Source organism: Neobacillus sp. PS3-40 (assembly GCF_030915485.1).
Classification (GTDB): domain Bacteria; phylum Bacillota; class Bacilli; order Bacillales; family Cytobacillaceae; genus JAUZPL01.
The window spans coordinates 1712543-1731567 of record NZ_CP133266.1; the positions used below are offsets into that span (position 1 = coordinate 1712543).

Annotated in this window: 18 protein-coding genes; 4 read left to right on the top strand and 14 right to left on the bottom strand. The window is 35.4% G+C overall.

Annotation, left to right across the window (positions count from 1 at the left end; translation table 11 throughout):
- Positions 1-33 precede the first annotated feature (33 nt).
- Positions 34-549, top strand: a complete 516-nt coding sequence (locus RCG20_RS08695; RefSeq protein ID WP_374120537.1) for an acyl-CoA thioesterase — start codon at positions 34-36, stop codon at positions 547-549.
- A gap of 158 nt (positions 550-707) precedes the next feature.
- Here RCG20_RS08695 and RCG20_RS08700 read toward each other — a convergent pair whose 3' ends face one another.
- From RCG20_RS08700 to RCG20_RS08760, 13 genes are all read right to left on the bottom strand, one after another.
- Entirely contained in the window at positions 708-1811 is a 1104-nt protein-coding gene (locus tag RCG20_RS08700; protein ID WP_308183832.1) for a serine hydrolase domain-containing protein, read from the bottom strand.
- 58 nt (positions 1812-1869) lie between these two features.
- A complete protein-coding gene (locus RCG20_RS08705; protein WP_308183833.1) occupies positions 1870-2823 on the bottom strand; it encodes a cation diffusion facilitator family transporter in 954 nt (317 codons plus the stop codon).
- A gap of 221 nt (positions 2824-3044) precedes the next feature.
- Positions 3045-3869, bottom strand: a complete 825-nt coding sequence (locus RCG20_RS08710) for a GNAT family N-acetyltransferase (protein WP_308183834.1) — start codon at positions 3867-3869, stop codon at positions 3045-3047.
- An 85-nt stretch (positions 3870-3954) separates the two neighbouring features.
- A complete protein-coding gene (locus RCG20_RS08715) occupies positions 3955-4182 on the bottom strand; it encodes a hypothetical protein (RefSeq protein ID WP_308183835.1) in 228 nt (75 codons plus the stop codon).
- A gap of 95 nt (positions 4183-4277) precedes the next feature.
- A complete protein-coding gene (locus RCG20_RS08720; RefSeq protein ID WP_308183836.1) occupies positions 4278-5282 on the bottom strand; it encodes an AI-2E family transporter in 1005 nt (334 codons plus the stop codon).
- 70 nt (positions 5283-5352) lie between these two features.
- Positions 5353-6876 carry an aminotransferase class V-fold PLP-dependent enzyme gene (locus tag RCG20_RS08725; protein WP_308183837.1) on the bottom strand — a complete coding sequence of 508 codons (1524 nt, stop codon included), beginning with the start codon at positions 6874-6876 and terminating at the stop codon, positions 5353-5355.
- Positions 6877-6928: 52 nt separating this feature from the next.
- A complete protein-coding gene (locus tag RCG20_RS08730; protein ID WP_308183838.1) occupies positions 6929-8404 on the bottom strand; it encodes an ATP-binding protein in 1476 nt (491 codons plus the stop codon).
- Positions 8405-8538: 134 nt separating this feature from the next.
- Positions 8539-9684, bottom strand: coding sequence for an ABC transporter permease (locus RCG20_RS08735; protein ID WP_308183839.1), 1146 nt, complete (start codon positions 9682-9684; stop codon positions 8539-8541).
- A gap of 2 nt (positions 9685-9686) precedes the next feature.
- A complete protein-coding gene (locus tag RCG20_RS08740) occupies positions 9687-10796 on the bottom strand; it encodes an ABC transporter permease (protein WP_308183840.1) in 1110 nt (369 codons plus the stop codon).
- A 16-nt stretch (positions 10797-10812) separates the two neighbouring features.
- Positions 10813-11748: an ABC transporter ATP-binding protein gene (locus RCG20_RS08745; RefSeq protein WP_308183841.1), complete on the bottom strand. Its 936-nt coding sequence runs from the start codon at positions 11746-11748 to the stop codon at positions 10813-10815.
- Positions 11749-11908: 160 nt separating this feature from the next.
- Positions 11909-13015 carry a sensor histidine kinase gene (locus tag RCG20_RS08750; RefSeq protein ID WP_308183842.1) on the bottom strand — a complete coding sequence of 369 codons (1107 nt, stop codon included), beginning with the start codon at positions 13013-13015 and terminating at the stop codon, positions 11909-11911.
- Between the two features lie 9 nt (positions 13016-13024).
- A complete protein-coding gene (locus RCG20_RS08755; RefSeq protein ID WP_308183844.1) occupies positions 13025-13666 on the bottom strand; it encodes a response regulator transcription factor in 642 nt (213 codons plus the stop codon).
- A 253-nt stretch (positions 13667-13919) separates the two neighbouring features.
- Entirely contained in the window at positions 13920-14600 is a 681-nt protein-coding gene (locus RCG20_RS08760) for an amino acid ABC transporter permease (protein WP_308183845.1), read from the bottom strand.
- A 304-nt stretch (positions 14601-14904) separates the two neighbouring features.
- Here RCG20_RS08760 and RCG20_RS08765 point away from each other — a divergent pair, with 304 nt between their 5' ends.
- Complete coding sequence (locus RCG20_RS08765; RefSeq protein WP_308183846.1) at positions 14905-15744, top strand: LiaG family protein; 840 nt, start codon at positions 14905-14907, stop codon at positions 15742-15744.
- 57 nt (positions 15745-15801) lie between these two features.
- Here RCG20_RS08765 and RCG20_RS08770 read toward each other — a convergent pair whose 3' ends face one another.
- A complete protein-coding gene (locus RCG20_RS08770) occupies positions 15802-16638 on the bottom strand; it encodes a sugar nucleotide-binding protein (RefSeq protein ID WP_308183847.1) in 837 nt (278 codons plus the stop codon).
- A gap of 414 nt (positions 16639-17052) precedes the next feature.
- Here RCG20_RS08770 and nagA point away from each other — a divergent pair, with 414 nt between their 5' ends.
- On the top strand, positions 17053-18246 hold the full coding sequence (gene nagA, locus RCG20_RS08775) for an N-acetylglucosamine-6-phosphate deacetylase (protein WP_308183848.1): 1194 nt from the start codon (positions 17053-17055) through the stop codon (positions 18244-18246).
- Position 18247: 1 nt separating this feature from the next.
- Positions 18248-18985, top strand: coding sequence for a glucosamine-6-phosphate deaminase (nagB, locus tag RCG20_RS08780; RefSeq protein WP_308183849.1), 738 nt, complete (start codon positions 18248-18250; stop codon positions 18983-18985).
- The last annotated feature ends 40 nt before the right edge of the window (positions 18986-19025 follow it).

Consider the following 19025-nt stretch of genomic DNA (forward strand, 5'->3'; position numbering starts at 1 on the left):
AGGGTTTTTAATTATGGAGGGATCATGATAAATATGGATGCAAAAACATGCAATGAGTCTAGGGTAGTAAGAACAAGTAGGGTTTTCCCAAATGATGTAAATAACCACAATACATTATTTGGTGGAAAACTGATGAGTGATGTTGACATGATCGCCTCAATTACAGCACAGAGACATTCTAGGAGAGATTGCGTTACAGCATCAACCGATTCTGTTGACTTTCTAAGTCCGATCACACCCGAAAATTCCGTCTGCTTTGAATCGTTCGTGACATGGACAGGCACTTCTTCCATGGAGGTTTTTGTAAAAATAATTGCAGAAAATCTTAAAACAGGCGCTAGAAAAATTGCTGCCACCGCCTTTCTAACTTTTGTGGCTTTAGATGATCAAGGAAAACCAGCAAGAATACCTAAAGTCATCCCTGAAACGGAAGAAGAAATAAAGCTTCATGAAACTGGACAAGAACGTGCAGAAATGCGAAAAGTACATCGAAAGAACAGTAAAGAATTAGCAACCCATTTTACAACCACCAAACCATGGGAAAAATAAAAAGAGCAAGCCCCGCAACTAGTTGCGAAACGTGCAGTGAACTAGTTTAGACAGGACGAACTAACCGTGGAGCTGGGTTACTTGCGCTAGACAATTCTCATTGTTCACCTACTGTATAAATTCCGACAGATAATAAAACCTCAAAATCCCCATTTCATTTAGACTGGGATTTTGAGGTTTATTAATTTATGGATTTCACGTAATGTTTTATGGATATTAATAGTTTTATCACGAACATTCAGTAGTATCGCAATCGAAGTTTTATCTTTATAAAGAGCATGAATCGACTCAAAACCGCCAAGAACTCCCCTGCTTAAAAAAACATTCCCATTATTATAAAATCCAAGCCCATATTTTGATTTAGATCTTGGTGTTACCATTTCCTTTAAGCTTTTATTCGAAACCAGATTACCGTTAAGTAATGATTGATCAAACAATGATAAATCATAAGCAGTTGAATAAATATCCCCGCAACCAAACAATAAAGGAATAGTAAAGTTGCCGACTCTAAGCAACTGTTGACCTTGTTTCATATACCCAACTGAATTATACGGAACAGTGTAACTACGGGTAATAAATCCAGACGCCCCCATGTTCGCCTTATCAAATATATTGAATTGAATATAATCATGTAGAGGCATACCTGCAACCTTTTCAACAATATAACCAAGGACCATATAATTGGCATCTCTATACTCCCATTTTGTCCCTGGCCGGAAGGTGACATGTCTTTTTTTAATTTCTCTTATTAAATCTTGTGGCCGCGAGTCCCTTGTATGCCAAATTGGATTTTGAATGCCTGAGGTATGGGATAATAGATGGATTAGTTTAATTCTTTTCCCATTTGGAAAATGCGGAATATATTTTGAAACAGGGTCTTCTATATTTAATTTTCCTTTTTCCTGAAGTTGCATAATACTTGTGGCAACAAATGCTTTGGTAATAGAACCGATTGGATAGGTAGTAGAAGACTGATTCCTCTTCCTATTTTTAAAAGATGAATAGCCAACACCCTCATTAAAAATGATTCTATTATCGTTTATTACAGCCACACTTCCGTTTATATGATGTGAAAGTAAATATTCGGTGACTTTTGTTTGAATAAGCTTTTCTTTACTAACAGGATGAACCGTCTTTTTTTCAAGGTGAGTATAAACAACATTTTTAGGATGGAGAGAATGTCTATTACCAATGGTTCCAGCATTTTGACAGCCAACTAGTCCTGTAAGAAAAATAGTAATTAACAAAAATTTATATTTCACTTTTTCCACCATCTTTTGGTTGTAATATGATAATCGGGCTATTTATTCTTTTTTCGCATTACTTCTTCCACGTGACTATTTCATCTTCTTCATCAAATTCAATAATCACATCAACAACACCTTTTTCCGCCATGATTTTTTCTTCCAAACGGTCTTTAATGTCATCAGCCGCGGCAACTGTTAGCTTTGGATCAACTTCTATTTCTATTTCTACATGGAGGTCTTCTCCTTCTTTGATGACTGTAATCCCTTGAATATCCTTTACATCGGGGTCCTCCATTACCAAATTTCCTATTTTCTGCTCCATTTCTTCATCTGCTTGACCGATTACCCCTGCAGCGTTATCCAAAAACACTTTACCGACCACAAAGAACATCATTGCTCCAATTAAGACTGAGGCAATGCCCTCCGCCTGATGAAATACTGTGAAATGGGCGAGAATGACAGAAATAATAGCCAACAAACCTCCAATAGTAGCAACCAGATCCTCCATAAAGACTAGCTTCGTTGCCGGTTTCGCTCTCCCTAAATTTGCAAGGCTTTGAACGAATAGATCGATTCCCCTCGTATGAATCTCACAATCATGTAAGATTTCCTTCATTGCTCTAAAAAGGACGAAGGATTCGAGGATTGTTGCAGCAACAAGCACGACAATATTTAAGATAAATCCCTTCGATTCAGTTGGATCGATAATATGGTGATAACCCTCTTTAATCGTTTCAAATGCCATGATTCCAACAATTAAAACTGCGCCTAAAAGAACAAGGTTGACCAGTCGGCCAAAACCATTCGGAAAACGTTCGGTAGGGGCCTTTTTACTTAAAGCCGATCCCATAAAAACAAAAAACTGGTTCGCTGTATCTCCTAGACTATGCATCGTTTCAGCAAACATCGCCACATTCCCGGTATATGTATAGGCAACACCCTTTATAATGGCAATAACCGCATTGACAATTGCCGCAAGCAAAGCGGATTTATTCCCTTTTTTTAACAATACCATTAATTCTCTCATAGGATCTCCTTTCATCCTTACTACTTATACTATTTTCTAAAAAGGTCAGAATCATGAAATTTAAATGAATAAATTAAGACAAAAAAAATTAAGGCGTTTAGCATAGTTCCCGACCGTGAAAACAAAAAATTCAGCATTATTCATTAACAATGCCATTGTAAAGAAAACTCGCTGATTAGCGAAAAGAAGTCTGCCAATTAAGCAGACTTCTTTTCGTTAGTTTATCGTTTATACTCATAATAATCCTGTGAATGGTAGGCCCTGAAGCCACAAGATTCATAGAGCCTCAATGCGTGGGCATTTTTTGCTTCAACCTCTAAAAAAATCGGATATCCTTCCTGATTTTCTTTTATAATCACATTGGCTAAAACATTTCTCCCAATTCCTTTTCCCTGATATTCAGGAAAAATGGCGAATCCATAAATCCATGCTTCCCCATTGGAATGCGAAACGCGGATTTTCCCAACCGTCTTGTTATCTTTTTCAATCATAAAATACTCTTGTTCATCCGCTCGTCTGCCTTGCGAACGATACTTTCTTGCATCATCTTCATTAAGTCCAAAGCACTGCACATCTAATTGAACTTCATCCTCAAAATCTTTCTCTGTTGATGGCCTTAGTGTAACTGTACCATCTCCTACCAATTTCGTTTCTTCCCATTGCATTTGATATTCACTAATAGAATAATTACAGGAAACATTTTGTAGAAATCCTTTTGCAGTGTGCGAATTGGAAGGGGCATTTAAAAGTACTTCCGTAAATTTTTGCGTCTCGATTAATGTATTAACCTTTGAAAAGAGCTTCGAAAAAATCCCTTTCCTGCGGTAACTTGGCTTTACCATTCCACAAAGTTCAGCCTTATTGCCAAACCGGTAGACGCCTAGGAACCCAACAAGCCTTCCATCTTCGTAATGGTAGAGATGCCCCATTTCCTCATCGCTCGGATTCCTTAGCATACTCCAATTCAATTTCAATTGAATTAGATCCTCAGCTTCACATTCCTTTTGTAGCTCTTCTATCTCGTTTAACTGTTGATTTGTTAGCATTTATACCTCCTAATGAAATGGCTTATCATCTAATGAATTCGACCTTTTCATTGGGATTCCTTTTTTTATACACCATCTACAAGTTCTACCGTAGGATGAGGTACATCTGATTATTTCGCCCACTTTTTTCTTCGTCTGATGCCAAATCATATTTTTTCAACAAATGGAACACTTGATTTAAGATATCCTGTGTATGTTCTTTTTCAAAAAACGATTTAAATAAAGATGTCAACTCATCTGGTAAAAAGGTAGCTTGTGATTCAAATTTATTTTTGACATCATCATGTGAATGATTCACTTTGCATTCGCTCATCAAAAAACCCCCTTTGTTTATCCCATTTAGGATAACAGAACTTCTTCAATTTGAAAATAAATCCCCCATCCTTAACAAGAATAGGGGATTTGACCTTATTTGATTTTATTTTGATCTGTTACTTCTAGTACATCTAACAAAAATACGAAAATGGGAATACCTACAATAAGTCCCCAAATTCCAAAAAAGTGCTCTGAAAAGATTAATACGACAAAAGTATAAAAAACAGGTAAATTGGTTTTGGAGGACATTAAATTCGGATTCAATATATAGGCTTCGATCCCGTGAATTACGGCAATCGCAATCGCAATATAAAGGACCTTTATTAAACCACCAATGCTATAAGCGATAATAGCAAGAGGAATAAATGAAAGAATAACGCCCGCAACTGGAATGAGCCCTAACAAAAAAATCATGATGGACAGCCCGACTAGCTGTGGGAACCCCAAAATCCACAGTGAAACGGTTGTTAAAGTACAGTTTACGACAGCAATGATTAGTTGTGCTTCAATGACCTTTCCAAACGTTGTTGCAAATTTTTGTGCGAAAAATTCAATCTCATTGTAAATAGATGCAATTTTGCTCTGTTTAAATTTACGTGTAAATAGGATTAATCCTGGTTTTTCAAGCAAGAAGAACAGACTTAGCAGTAAGGACAAAAGGACCTGTAAGCTTACCTTACTAATATCCGTAAAATACCTGATTAAAAATGTAAAGCCTTGTTCCAAATAATTGGATATTTGAACTTTTTCAAAGCGGTTGAAAAGATAATTTAAAACGATATTATCATGCTTTGCTGCATAAAAGGCAGTTAATTGTTTGATTAATTCTCTAATTTCACTTGCGATTAATGGCAGATATTTTACGAGCGCAATTGAAAGCAGACCGACAATTAATGCATATAAAATCACAACAATCAGCTTACGGTTTAGCGGAATTCTCTCCGATACAAATTTCGTTAACCGATTCATTAAAAATGTAAAAATAAATGTAAGCAAGATAAAGTTAATCATATCTTTTAATAAATACAGAACTATTGAAATCAACACAAATATTAATATTCGTTTGAACCCACTACTTTGCCAAAATTTAGTCATCATGCGTATCAATCAAACTCCATTACGATCATATTTTAAAACATTTTAATGTTTTCTATTATAGCAAATTTGGCTACTCGTTGCCCCCCTCCTCTATTGAGATTCGAAACAAGGGCGTTAAATCCTCACGAATATAATTCACATAAAAAAAGTCATTGCTCTTGTGATCATAGACATACTCTTTTTTCCATTTTTCAATATTCGTGATAATTTCTTTTATAGCAAAAACAAACAGATGAACTTCTTCATTTGTCATAGTCGGATGGAGTGAAAATCGAACCCAGCCTGGTTTATCTGTTAGGTCGCCCTGGTCAATTTTATCCGTGATTTGTTTGGAATGTTTTGGATCGAGGTGAAATAAATAATGCCCATAGGTTCCGGCACAAGAACAGCCACCCCGAACCTGAAATCCATACCGATCATTTAAGAGGCGGACAATTAAATTGTAATGAATATTTTCCACAAAAAAGGAAACAATCCCAAGGCGGTCCTTTATATGTCCATCCAATAAGTGAAGTTGAGGGATTTGCTCTAAATGGCTGAGTAGCAAGGAGACTAGCTCTTTCTCTCTTTTCATAATCAAATCGACGCCCATTTGCTTTTTTAAATTCAAGCATAGAGCAATTCTTATTGCTTGTAGGATTCCAGGTGTACCTCCGTCTTCCCGCATTTCAATTGTGGAATAGTATTGATGCATTCCCCATGGATTCGTCCATGTAACCGTTCCACCCCCTGGATGATCAGGGACTTTATTGGAATACAATTTCGAGTCAAATACAAGAACACCACTCGATCCTGGTCCCCCTAAAAACTTATGAGGAGAAAAAAAGATGGCATCCAACTTTTCTAGTGGATCTTCCGGATGCATATCAATGTTTACATATGGTGCAGACGCGGCAAAATCGATGAAACAGATGCCACCATGCAAATGCATTACCTTTGCTAATTGATGATAAGCAGTTTGTATCCCTGTTACATTTGAACACGCAGTAAATGATCCAATCTTAAGTGTTCTTTCTTTATAGTGAGTAAGAAGTTGGTCAAGCTGTTTCATATCTACTTTTCCAAATGGATCTGGCTCTAATATTACTACATCTGCTATCGATTCAAGCCATGATAGTTGATTAGAATGATGTTCCATATGTGTGATAAACACAACAGGTTTATCCTTTTCAGAAAATTGAATCAAACTCCTATATTTCTCATTCACTCTAATACCTAGGATTCGCTGAAGCTTATTTATCACGGAGGTCATTCCGAACCCATCTAGGATGACAACATCATCATCACTTGCATTTACATGTTCCTTTATAATCTTTTTTGCTTCTTTGTACATTGACGTCATTTTTAAACTAGTCGTGTTGGATTCTGTATGTGTGTTTGCCATAAATGGGCCAAAAACTTCAGTGATCTTTTGTTCAATTGGGCGATATAATCGACCGCTTGCCGTCCAATCTGCGTAAAGAATTCGTTTTTTTCCATAAGGGGAATCAAAATATTGATTATTTCCAATAATATTGGATCGAAACGTTTGAAAATACGCCTCAAGACTTTCGGGATATTTATAGATTTTGCTGCCAATTCTTGCAGTTATCATCCGATCGCCTCCAAAAAAATCTTCTATTTAACCAATATATGCAACTCCCTTTCTACATCTTCTGAATTTTAGGGAAAGACATACTAAATGACGTTCCCTTACCCACTTCACTTTTACAAACAATAGATCCTTTATGATTCTTGATAATACGATAGGATACCATCAAACCTAAGCCCGTTCCTTTTTCCTTTGTTGTATAAAACGGCTCTCCAATTTTCCCAAGGATTTCTTCTGGAATCCCAATGCCGTTATCAGAGATTTTGACCAAATTCAGAGAATCGGTTTGTTCACACTCTATTATCAATTTTCCGTATGATTGCTCACGCATCGCATCAAGCGCATTCTTCATGAGATTAATAAATACTTGCTTTAATTGATGTCTTTCTCCATAGATCCATACTTTACTGCTTTGGTATTTTTTGATCATTCTTACTCCATAACTAAAGGCTTCAGCTTCAAGTAAAAACACCACCTCATTCAAAAGCTTAATGAGGTCATGTTTTTCAAATTGCATCACCTGGGGTTTTGCTAGAATCATTAGTTCTCCAGCAATTTGATTAAGGCTTTCTAGTTCTGAATCAATGATATCGAAATATTCATCCCTTATTTCTTCTTTGTTTTGCCTCATATATTTCATAAAGCCTCTAATTGAGGTAAGCGGATTTCGGATCTCATGACCAACTCCAGCTGCTAATTCGCCAATTAGCGATAACTTTTCTGCCTTCATCAAAGATTCCTCGGCTTTTTTTCTTTCAAGAATATCAATCGCATAAATAATGAAGGATGTTATTTCTCCATTTTCTAGAATAGGAGTAAGGATGGCTAACCAACAAAATTCATCCTTAATGGCTTTACCAGCCCATTCATAGAATATTTTTTCCTTTGTACTCCAACAAAGCTGGTATTGTTCAATAATTGTTTCGGTCATTTCAGGAGGAAATAGATCTTGAGGCCGTCTATTAATTACCTCTTGAGGTGTCAATCCAAACTGCCCAAGCAACGGGCCCTCACAATTCGTATAAAAAAAATCTACGCCCCGTTTTTCGACTTCAATAATAACTCCTTGTTGGGGTTGGACAATTGCTGTAAGCTCGCTTTTCGCCTCCGTTACTAAATCCTCATATCTTTTTCTCTCACTAATATCTCTTGATACCCCAAGAATGTATCGGCAAACGCCCTGTTCCTCCAAAAAGATAGGAATAATAGTAGTTTCAAATGTTTTGTATTGTCGGTAAATTTTCACATTTTCTTCATATGATAATGCCTTTTTTTTCATGATTGCCTTTTTATAATTGTTCATAACTAAAGCTGCTTCACGACTTTCAAATACCTCATCAATATGTTTGTTTTTCAAGTCCTTCAACGGAATACCAGTGCCTTTAAGATAAGCTGGATTTACTTCTAAATAACGAAATACTCCATCTTCCCCAACCTCCACCAAAAAGACCATATCTTCTAAAAAATTAAAAATCATAACTAAATGATCTATGTTGAAAGTTTTACCCATCTTATTCAGTAATTTATCCATTATTGCCCCAACTCTCATTAATTTCACATTTATACCATAACTATATTTTAAATGAAGCTATTTTCCAATAGGATAAATAAAAAAGCAAAGGGTTTATAATTCTCCCTTTGCCTTATTAGGATATTCTGTTTTGATTAAATAAAAATTTTCACACTATTATTTCGCCCAAATTTATAGATTGCGATCAAGAAAAAGGCAAAGGCAAAGGCAAAGAGAATCAATATATTCAAATAAATGCCCTCTAAATGTTGCCCTTGCTGCAATTTACTTATTGTGTCCAGGACCCAACGCTGTGGAAGGAAATCAGCCACTTTCTGAATAGACTTGGGCATAATCTCGACTGGCCAAAAACAGCCAGCAAGTAAACAAGAAGGAGTGACCACTAAATTTTGTATGGCACCAGCTGATGTTGAACTATTTGCAAAAGATACCAGCATAAGTGTTAACCCAACAGCTACAAGGGCAAACAGCGTAAGAATGGCAGTCATTTGCCAAAAAGAAATACCTGTGTCAATGTGAAAAACAATTTTAATAAAAAGGTTCATCCAAATGATTTGTAGGATCAACACGATCATGTTAACAACCACGTTAGAAAGTACATATTTCCTGGCATTTATAGGGGTTGATAATAACCGGAAATACGTTCTATTTTCCTTTTCTTTAAGAATAATTTCGGAAAAATTACCTGCTGAAAAAAGCATTATCATAATTAAAAAACCAACTGACTGATACGTCATATTCTTGCTTTTGGAAGTATCTTTTACTGTATTCGCTGTCAGCTTGAATGTAGCCTGTTGGTAGTTATTATACATTTTCTCAAAGGTTACTTGATCACCTTTTGCAACCTTGCTAATCGCCATAACATTATCAATATATTGATATAAATATGATTTTACAAATCCGGTGATTTCCGCTCCTTTAATCGAGACAATCCGGATTTTACCTGGATTTCCATTTTCAACGCTATTTGAAAATCCCGATTCTACTATAATTGCACAATCAAGTTTTCCATTCGTTAGTTTGTTGGCTACTTCCGACTCCTGCATTTTACTAGCTTTTACATTTTCTAACTTAGCTATAAACTTTACCGTATCTGCTGCAATATAACCATTATCTTGGTTTACGATCCCTACATGTAATATGGACTGCGTTACATTTCCATAAGTCAACAGAGAGATAAATACACCTATTAGGGGCGTACAAAGGTACAACAGTATATTTTTTTTATTTTTAAAGGTCACTTTTAATGTATTTTTGATTAACCAACTAACATCCTTCATCTTTATAGCCCCTCCCTTCTTTGTAGTGATACGATCGAAATAGCCAGAAAGACGGCAGAAATTCCAATATTTAATGACAGAGCTGGAATAGCTGCTGCTAAATCATTACCGTAAATAATCTTTGTAATAGCTGTATTTACCCAGGTCAATGGCGAAAGGCTTGAAATTCCACTTGTATCGCTCAATTTATAATAGGCACCACCTATCATAGACGCTAGCTGTACCACAATCATGATAATCATTTTTGCTGCAGCACCTGTTTTTGTGATGTAGCTTATTCCAAGTCCAAAGCTCACAGCAAGAATCACTTCTGATAATAAGATAAGTAAAACAATTCCCAGATGCTCTCCCCAATTGGCTTTAAAAACAAACTTACTAAAGACAACTACAATTAAGACACAAAGGGAATTGAGTACAAGACTCCCAAGTATTTTTCCAACAAGAATTTCTCCCCGTGTAACAGGTGAAGCAAGTAACCTGTCTGCGGTTTTTAATACTCTCTCACCACGCATTAAGTAACTGGCACCCATTGCCGCATAAAGCGCGATCATCGTTGTCATTGCAATAGCATAATAATCCATTGCACCAGGTTGTTTGGCTGAATGGATAGATGTTTCTTTAATATAATTTTTATGGCTTCCACTTGAAAGGGCAGAAGTTACCTGCTCAGGGGCAACTTTTGCCACCTCAACAGCCAGGTTATATTTATCCGTAAATGTCGTGAGCATTCCTTGGACAATGCTTGCTTCAATGCTTTTTTGCCCACTTTGATACAGTTGAATTCCATTGTTATTTAGTTCAATGAAGGCATCATAATTGCCATCCTTCACTTCTTTTTTCCCATCTGTATTCTCGTTTGCTTTTTTGAAATAGATATCAGATTTAACTACTTGGGCTTTGAAGGCTTGAAACGCTTGTGAAATATTTCTATTTGAATGATCTTTATACATAACATGAATTTTCCCAACTGAGATATTGCTATCAAATGCATTTGAAAGGGCACTACCGAGTATGAGCATCAGTACAATCGGAAATGCAAGCATAAAGATGAGCGTTCGAATATCCCGAAAGTCTCGTTTTATTTCCTTTAACGCTATATTTAGTATATTCAAAGGATACCCCTCCTTTCTAATCTCTTAGGTTCCTACCTGTTAATGTTAAGAAAACTGTTTCTAAATTGGGTTCTTTTTCTTCCATTGAGCTAATCTCGATATCACTATTAATAAGATACTGGATAATTTTATTTAAATTATTAACCCCTGTCTCCGAATTAATTTTCATAAGATTTTCCTCGAATTGAACAGCTTTTACCCCATTAATATCCTTAATCTTATTTACATCAATATTTTCTGTTGATTTTATTTCAATCCATATATCCTTTGTATCTGTGATAATTGCTTTTAGTTGTCCTTTTGTTCCTTCAGCGATAATTTTCCCATGATCGATGATCGCAATTCTTGAGCAAATCTCTTCTACTTCCTCCATATAGTGGCTTGTATAGATTATCGTACATCCCATCTCATTTAATTTACGAACAGATGTCAAAATATAATTTCTTGATTGTGGATCAATTCCTACAGTTGGTTCATCCATAATAATCAGCTTAGGACGATGTGCAATAGCACAGGCTATATTTAATCTTCGTTTCATCCCACCTGAAAAATTCTTCGGATGACTTTTATGTTTATCACTTAACCCTACGAATTCTAGCGCTTCTATAACCCGTTCATGGAGAATCGAGCCCCGCAACCCATATAAACCAGCAAAAAATTTCACATTTTCATAGGCTGTCAAATCTTCATAGATCGCCAAATCCTGAGGAACAACGCCAATATTCATTTTGGCAAACCTACTATTTTTTATAGTGTTTTTGCCTAGTATGTTAATTTCACCATCATTGCTTCTTAGAAGTCCAGCAATCATATTAATAGTCGTACTTTTCCCTGCACCATTTGCACCTAAAAAACCAAATATTTCTCCTTCTGTGATCGATAACGATATATTGTCTACTGCAATAAAATCGGCAAATTTCTTCGTTAGGTTTTTCAATTCTAGCACTTTCATGCTTATCACCTCATGGCTTTAATATAGTATTATTATAGACAAAAAGGATGAACCTACGTCAGTGTAGTAGTTCATCCTTTTGCATGAGAATATTCACCTTTTGGATATGAGGTCTTTCATTAAGGCTCTTTTCAATTTTGTCTGGCTAAGAAAAAAGTCTTTATTTATTGAACGGTAGCAACATGGTTACCGAAAATCCACTTGTACCATCAATAATAATCGTTCCGTTAATGGACGCTGTCCGCTCTTCCATTCCAATAATTCCAAGACCTTTCTTAATTTTCAAGGTACCTTTTCCGTTATCTTTCACAACAACCTTAACAACCGCATTAAGTACCTGTATTTCGATTGAAACACTGGTTGCATTTGAATATTTCAGCACATTTGTCAATGCTTCCGTTACATTTTCATGGATGATCTTCCACTGAATAGGTGTAATGAAATCCATATTCCCTTTAAAGACAAATGGGGTATTGACCATATGTTTAGCGGAAAAGTCATCAATTAGTAGCTTCAAGCGGTTGATACCCATTTGTTCTGAGGGTGGTTTCATATTTTTCAAGGTAATTCTGATATTTTCTATTCCCACTTTGGAGATATTAATTGCATTTTGCAATAACTCGATTGACTTTTCTTTATCTGTTTCAATAAGGCGCTTTGATGCTTCCATTTGAATCAGTGCACCTGTCATCGAATGGCCAATTTTATCATGAATAACCTGTGACAGCCGGTTCCGCTCTTCTAATTTATAGGTGTATTCCGACTGTCGAATAAATTCATTATTTTCATTTAAGCTTTTCGTTAGCTTTTGCATATCTTTTCTCATCTTATCCATATTGGTCTCAAGCACCAAAATCCGACTTGTATATTGATCTGAAATGATAAAAATCATGAAATTAAATACTGCCACTAGGCCATATAATAAAACTATGTTCTCGTTTATAAATAGAATAGGACTTATAAGAAGTACTAACACCAGCCACTTTCTTTGAATATAATAAGAAACTAACTCACATAAATTCATCGGTAAAAATAGAACAAATAACGGATGAACATAGTCGGAACATACCAATGTGAAAAGAATTGATAGCACAAGCACTATTTTTTTTGCTGCGGATTTTTTTACGATATAGATAGCGATATTGATACAAAGATATAGTAGAAACGAAAATACAATCCAAGATATAGTTAATTTATCAGTTTGAATAAACCGAAGCGCAAGGTAAATCAACAATATGAGTTTGCTGATGATTATCCAAAATTCCATCTCATTCCCCTATCTTGATATCTTTCCCGTTAAATAGTAAATCGCGATTTGCGTTCGATGTTCAAGTCCCGTTTTCCCTAGAATAGATGAAATATAATTAGCAATTGTTCCTTCCGAAATAAAAAGTGTTTTTGAAATTTCTTTGTTTGATTGTCCTTTCGCAATGAGAGCCATAATATCAAGCTCTCTTTCCGTGAAAAGAGTTTTATCTATTTTCAGTTCTATTACTTTATTATCTTGTAAATTTGATTTAATTTTTTCAAGGACTATGTCCTGCATAACCGTATTTCCATTGTAAACGCTTTTAATCGCATCCCTAATTTGTTCGGGATCATTATTTTTTAACAAATATCCCTTTGCCCCATTCTTAATCGCATCAATAATAAATTCATCGTCATCAAAAGTTGTTAAGATTAAAGGCTTGGTCTTTGTTTGTTCTGCAATGAGTTTAGTTGCCTCGACACCATTCATATTTGGCATTCGAACATCTAAAAGTGCAACGTCCACATCATGATTTTTGCAATAATTAAACGCCTCTTTCCCATCATTCACTGTGTCTAAAACATCAAATTCATCATATGTATTTAAGATTATTTTCATCCCTTCACGAATAAAGGAATTATCATCCGCGATAATCACTTTTATTTTCATCCCATTCACATCCCTTTTTTTCTACTACTCATTTTCCACTTTACCGGCTTTTTGCTTATTTATCAAAACTTAATTGTTTAGTAATAATTTGTTCATAACTATCATTTACAATGAATTTAGGTTAACAAACCTAACAACTCAACCCCCTTTTTTATAAACTTTTTTTAGGAATCGGCCAATGCCGATTCTTTTTTTTCAGTTATCTCCTATCAAAAAACACACCGTTTTAAGTTTCAAACGGTGTGTTTTTTGATTAGCTGCTTTTCATTTCATATCGTGATTCAAGATAATCTTGGAAAAAGGAAATGACTGAACAAATTCCCCAATAAATAAGCGCAACTAAAATATACATAGTCATATAATCAAATTCTCTACCACCAACAATTTTTGCATTTTGAAATAACTCTGGTACCGTAATCATCGCTGCTAAGGATGATCCCTTAATCAAATCAAGCAAAACATTTGATAATGGTGGCATCGCCACTTTAACTGCTTGGGGTAGAATGATTCTCCTCAGTGTTTGAAAGTAGGATAACCCGATTGATGTAGCTGCTTCCCATTGCCCTTTATCAATAGAAGCGATGGCTGAACGGTTTATTTCAGCCATGTATCCTGCACTACTGAGGCTGAATCCAAGAATAGCTGCTGTAAGCGCTGAAAATTGAATTCCAATGATCGGGAAGCCGAAGTAAAGGAGAAACAATAGAACAAGTATTGGTACTCCGCGCATGAAAGAAATGTAGCCCCTTGCAGGTATCTTAATAAATTGATTTTTTGACATCCTTCCTAATGCTATAAAAAAGCCTAGTATTAATCCAAAAAACATACTAACTAATGAGATTAATAATGTATAGCCTATGCCCTGCATAACATACGGAAAGGATTCAATGGCCAACTTTGCATTAAATAAATACTCCCATTGAATGGATCCCATTTGTCCCTCTTCCTATCTGTTTGGTTTATTTAAAAGAGATCTTGTTTAAATCTCCATCATATTAGTCATTTCAAACATAGCATTGGTATTGTGGTAAATGCAATTGAAGTATTTCAAAAGAACATTAAACGGAATTTTCAATGAATTTTCATATTTCAGGTTCTTGAATATACTTATTTTCAAAGACTTATCCTCATTGAGGCTTAAGTCTTAGATGGAAATCATTCTCAGGGTGATAGTGGCAAACAATGATTTTATCTAAAATGAAGATACAATTAAATAATTGAGGAAAGCAGGTATTCATTTGAAAAAAATTCTTGTGTTATTTTTATTAATTTGCCTATTGTATATTGGGTTTCAGAACTTAGATAAAATTTCCTGGTTGGGCAATCAAAATAGTCCGATACATGTTAGCAAGCATACCAATTTGATTAAGTTCGATATATCTGGCATCGGGACGACTATTATCCCAGAGAATCGAAATGATCTGGAAGCCGAACTTAAAGGTAAAGGGAAGGTTATTGTAAAAGAAAATGGTGACAGTATATCTGTGCAATACAAACACAAATGGTTTGATTGGTTCTCCTTTTTCGATAATTCTAAGTTAACAATTTATATTCCTGAAGATTACCATCAAGATATGAACATAAAAGTTGGTTCAGGAAATGTAAATTATGATGGAATGTCTTCAGAATTAGATAATCTTAAAGTGGATATGGTTTCAGGAAATATTCATTTAAATAATTTGAAGGTTAACCAGTTTGAACATACCAGCTCTTCTGGAAATACGGTTGCCAATTCACTTTCAACAAGAACAGGATCTATTCATCTAAGTTCCGGGAATATTATCTTGAATCACTATCGCGGAAAGCTAAAAGCCAATTTATCTTCCGGAAATTTCAAGGTTCAAATGGACAAATTAACAAATGATGTTGATATCCATGTTAGTTCAGGGAATATGTTACTTGACTTACCAGGAGATGCTGATTTTACTATCAACGGGGATAGTAGCAGTGGGATAATTTCAAATAATTTTCCTCTGAAAAATCAAAGTGAAACCAGAAAACACTTGGAAGGTATCCATGGTTCAGGAAAACACAAAATTGATCTAGGTGTTTCAAGCGGGAGAATTAGGATTTATTAATTTTTTCTTTAAAGAAGTATGCATAACCCCGTCAAATAAATTTGGCGGGGTTTGCTTTTATTTATTTTCTAGATCATCAATTAGTTGTTGATGATTTAGTTGCAACTGGTTTGGTAAACTTTTTCTTGATAATAGCGAGTTATAATACCGAGTTGGCACTCCCCCAGAAAAGTCATCTTGCACCTTTTCTTCAAAATGAACATTCGAATATCCCAATCGCTGCACCAATTCTTTTGTAAACTCTGAATGGTTCATAATATCTGATGTAGCCAAATGAAAGATACCTGGAAGCCAATGATTCAATATGTATTCTATTTGTTTAGCTAACATAACATCCGAATTCCTAGTAGAATACAAATTTGTATAAATATCGATCGGAATTCTTTCCTCTATCTTTTGTCGTAACTCATTTATTCTTGGTGAATGCTTGCCAAGGATCGTTGGAATTCGGACAACAGCTAGTGAGTCATGAAGATATTCAGCCATTACCCTCTCACATTCAATCTTATATTGCCCATAATCACTAAACGCCTTTGGCTCATCCTCTTCATAATGAGGACTATCAATAGCTCCATCAAACACATTTGCTGTCGAGCAAAAAACCATTCTTCCATCCTTTAGTTGCAAATACTCTGCTGTCCTTTGATGGAATAGTAGCTGTTTCTCAAAATCACCACGCAAAGCCATTATCACAAAGTCAGGTTTGACTTTTTCCAAAAAACGGCCCAAATCATCAAGTTGTTCAATCCCTAGCTGTGAAACTTTATTGGCATTTAATAGAAGGGGCTTATTCTGATTGTACGTGCCATACACATCATAATTTTTATCTACTAATAACCGGCCTAATGCCTGCCCAATCGTACCACTAATTCCAAAGATAATTACTTTTTTCAATGCCTCTCCCCACTTTCTTTTTTAAGGCTCTTTTCTTAAACTTTGTTGCTATTTGAAGGTAATATGGTGTGTTATATCAGTTTATCGATGAATCAGTAGGCAATTTTTAAGAAAAGAGCACGATATCATAGTAATTACGGGTTTTAGACTAGGTACGTAAAACAACAATCTGTACGAAAACAGCCTTTTTTAAAAATAAACTTAATAAACTTGTAATTTTCCCGCTATAGATATCTATACCAATTTTAGGGATATTTTTTAAAAATCAAATCAATTTTAACAATAAAGTAAGAAAATACGCAGTTTTTTCATATACTAGATAAAGAACACTTACTTTTCCTTCTCCGAATTGGTATAGACAACTATAACTCGAAAATGGTAAAATGCAGTATAGACAGAAAGGAAGTATGTGTGATGAATTCGAAAGTTACCCCTATTTTACTTAAGAATATTCAAATATATACTGAAGAACACATCATCGAAAATGGATATCTAAAATTTAAAAATGAAAAAGTGATTGAGCTCGGAGCAATGGACGATTTAATAAAAACAGAGGGATTCAAGGTTATTGATATCCCCTTACATTATAAAGCAATTCCTGGTTTTATTGATGTTCATATTCATGGTGTCAGTGGAGCCGATGCAATGGATGCCACAACAGAAGCCCTAGAAACCATGACTTCAAGCCTTCCTGGCGAAGGAACAACCAGCCTTTTAGCTACAACAATGACACAGAGTGAAAAGCAAATTGAGGATGCATTAGTAAATGCGGGGGATTTTATCCAGAAATATCAATCACCCGGAAAAGCAGAAATACTCGGAATTCATCTTGAAGGCCCATTTGTAAATCCCGTCAAAGCAGGCGCTCAGCCACTTCAGCATATGGTGAATCCTACCATTGAATTATTTAAAAGATGGGAAACCCTATCAAATAAAAATATTAAACTTGTCACATTAGCACCTGAGCAACCCGGTGGACTAGAAATGATCCGCTATTTAAAGGCTAGTGGGATTATTGCCTCTATTGGTCATTCAGATGCAACATATGAAGAAGTTTTAACAGCAATAGATGCTGGTGCCAACCACGTTACACATCTTTTTAATCAGATGACGGGACTTCATCATCGTGAACCAGGTGTTGTAGGTGCAGCCTTATTACATGATGAATTAATGGCTGAAGTAATTGTTGATGGAGTTCATGTTCGTCCAGAGATAATAAAGCTTGCTTATAAACAAAAGCGAAAAGAAGGATTAATTCTGATAACAGACTCAATGCGTGCGAAATGCTTAAAAAATGGCCATTATGATCTCGGTGGTCAAGAAGTAACCGTAGGAGATGGGAAAGCCGTTCTTCACGACGGAACACTTGCCGGAAGTATTTTGAGACTTGGGCAAGCAGTCAAAAACATTTCGGCTTTTACAGGTTGTTCACTTGGAGATGCTATCGAAATGGCTTCTGTTAACCCTGCAAAACAATTAAACATTTATGATCGCAAAGGCAGCATTAACATCGGAAAAGATGCTGACATTGTTATTCTAGACGAAAATCACGAAGTGTTTATGACATTTTGCCGTGGGGAACTTGCATTTACTAAAGGGGGAAAATAAGATGAAGATTATCGAAGCAAAAGATTATAATAAAATGAGTGCATTGGCAGCAGATTATATTATTGAAAAAATTAAAGCAAACCCAAACCTTAACCTTGGACTCGCTACTGGCGGGACTCCAGTTGGAATTTATTCAAATTTAATTAATGATCATCAAAAAAATGGGCTATCCTACCGGAACATAACTACTTTTAATTTAGATGAGTATGTTGGGCTTTCAGGGGAAAACCCAAATAGCTACCGCTATTACATGGACGATCAACTTTTTAATCATATTGATATTCAAAAATCGAAAACAAATATTCCACGTGGTGATGTGGCTGATATTCAAAAAGAGTGCCTTGATTATGAAAAACTAATTGCAAACCAGGGTGGCATTGATCTTCAAATTCTTGGAATTGGCAGCAATGGTCATATTGGATTTAATGAACCGGGTACTTCATTTGACTCCAATACCCATGTCGTTCAATTAGCTCCATCTACTCTTGAAGCAAACGCAAGATTTTTTAATAGCCCAGAGGAAGTCCCTACAGAAGCCGTTACAATGGGAATTGCAACGATTATGAAAAGCAAACAAATCCTGTTACTAATTTCGGGGGAAAGCAAAAAAGAAGCTCTATTCAGGCTCATAAATGGTGAAGTTAATGAAAGCTTCCCAGCATCTGTGTTGAAAAATCATCCATGTGTTACAATTATTGCAGATGAAGCTGCATTAGCAGATATTAAGGTTCACAGTTGAGGTTTTTCCTCCTGTGTCCTTTTTTTAAAAGGCTATTTTC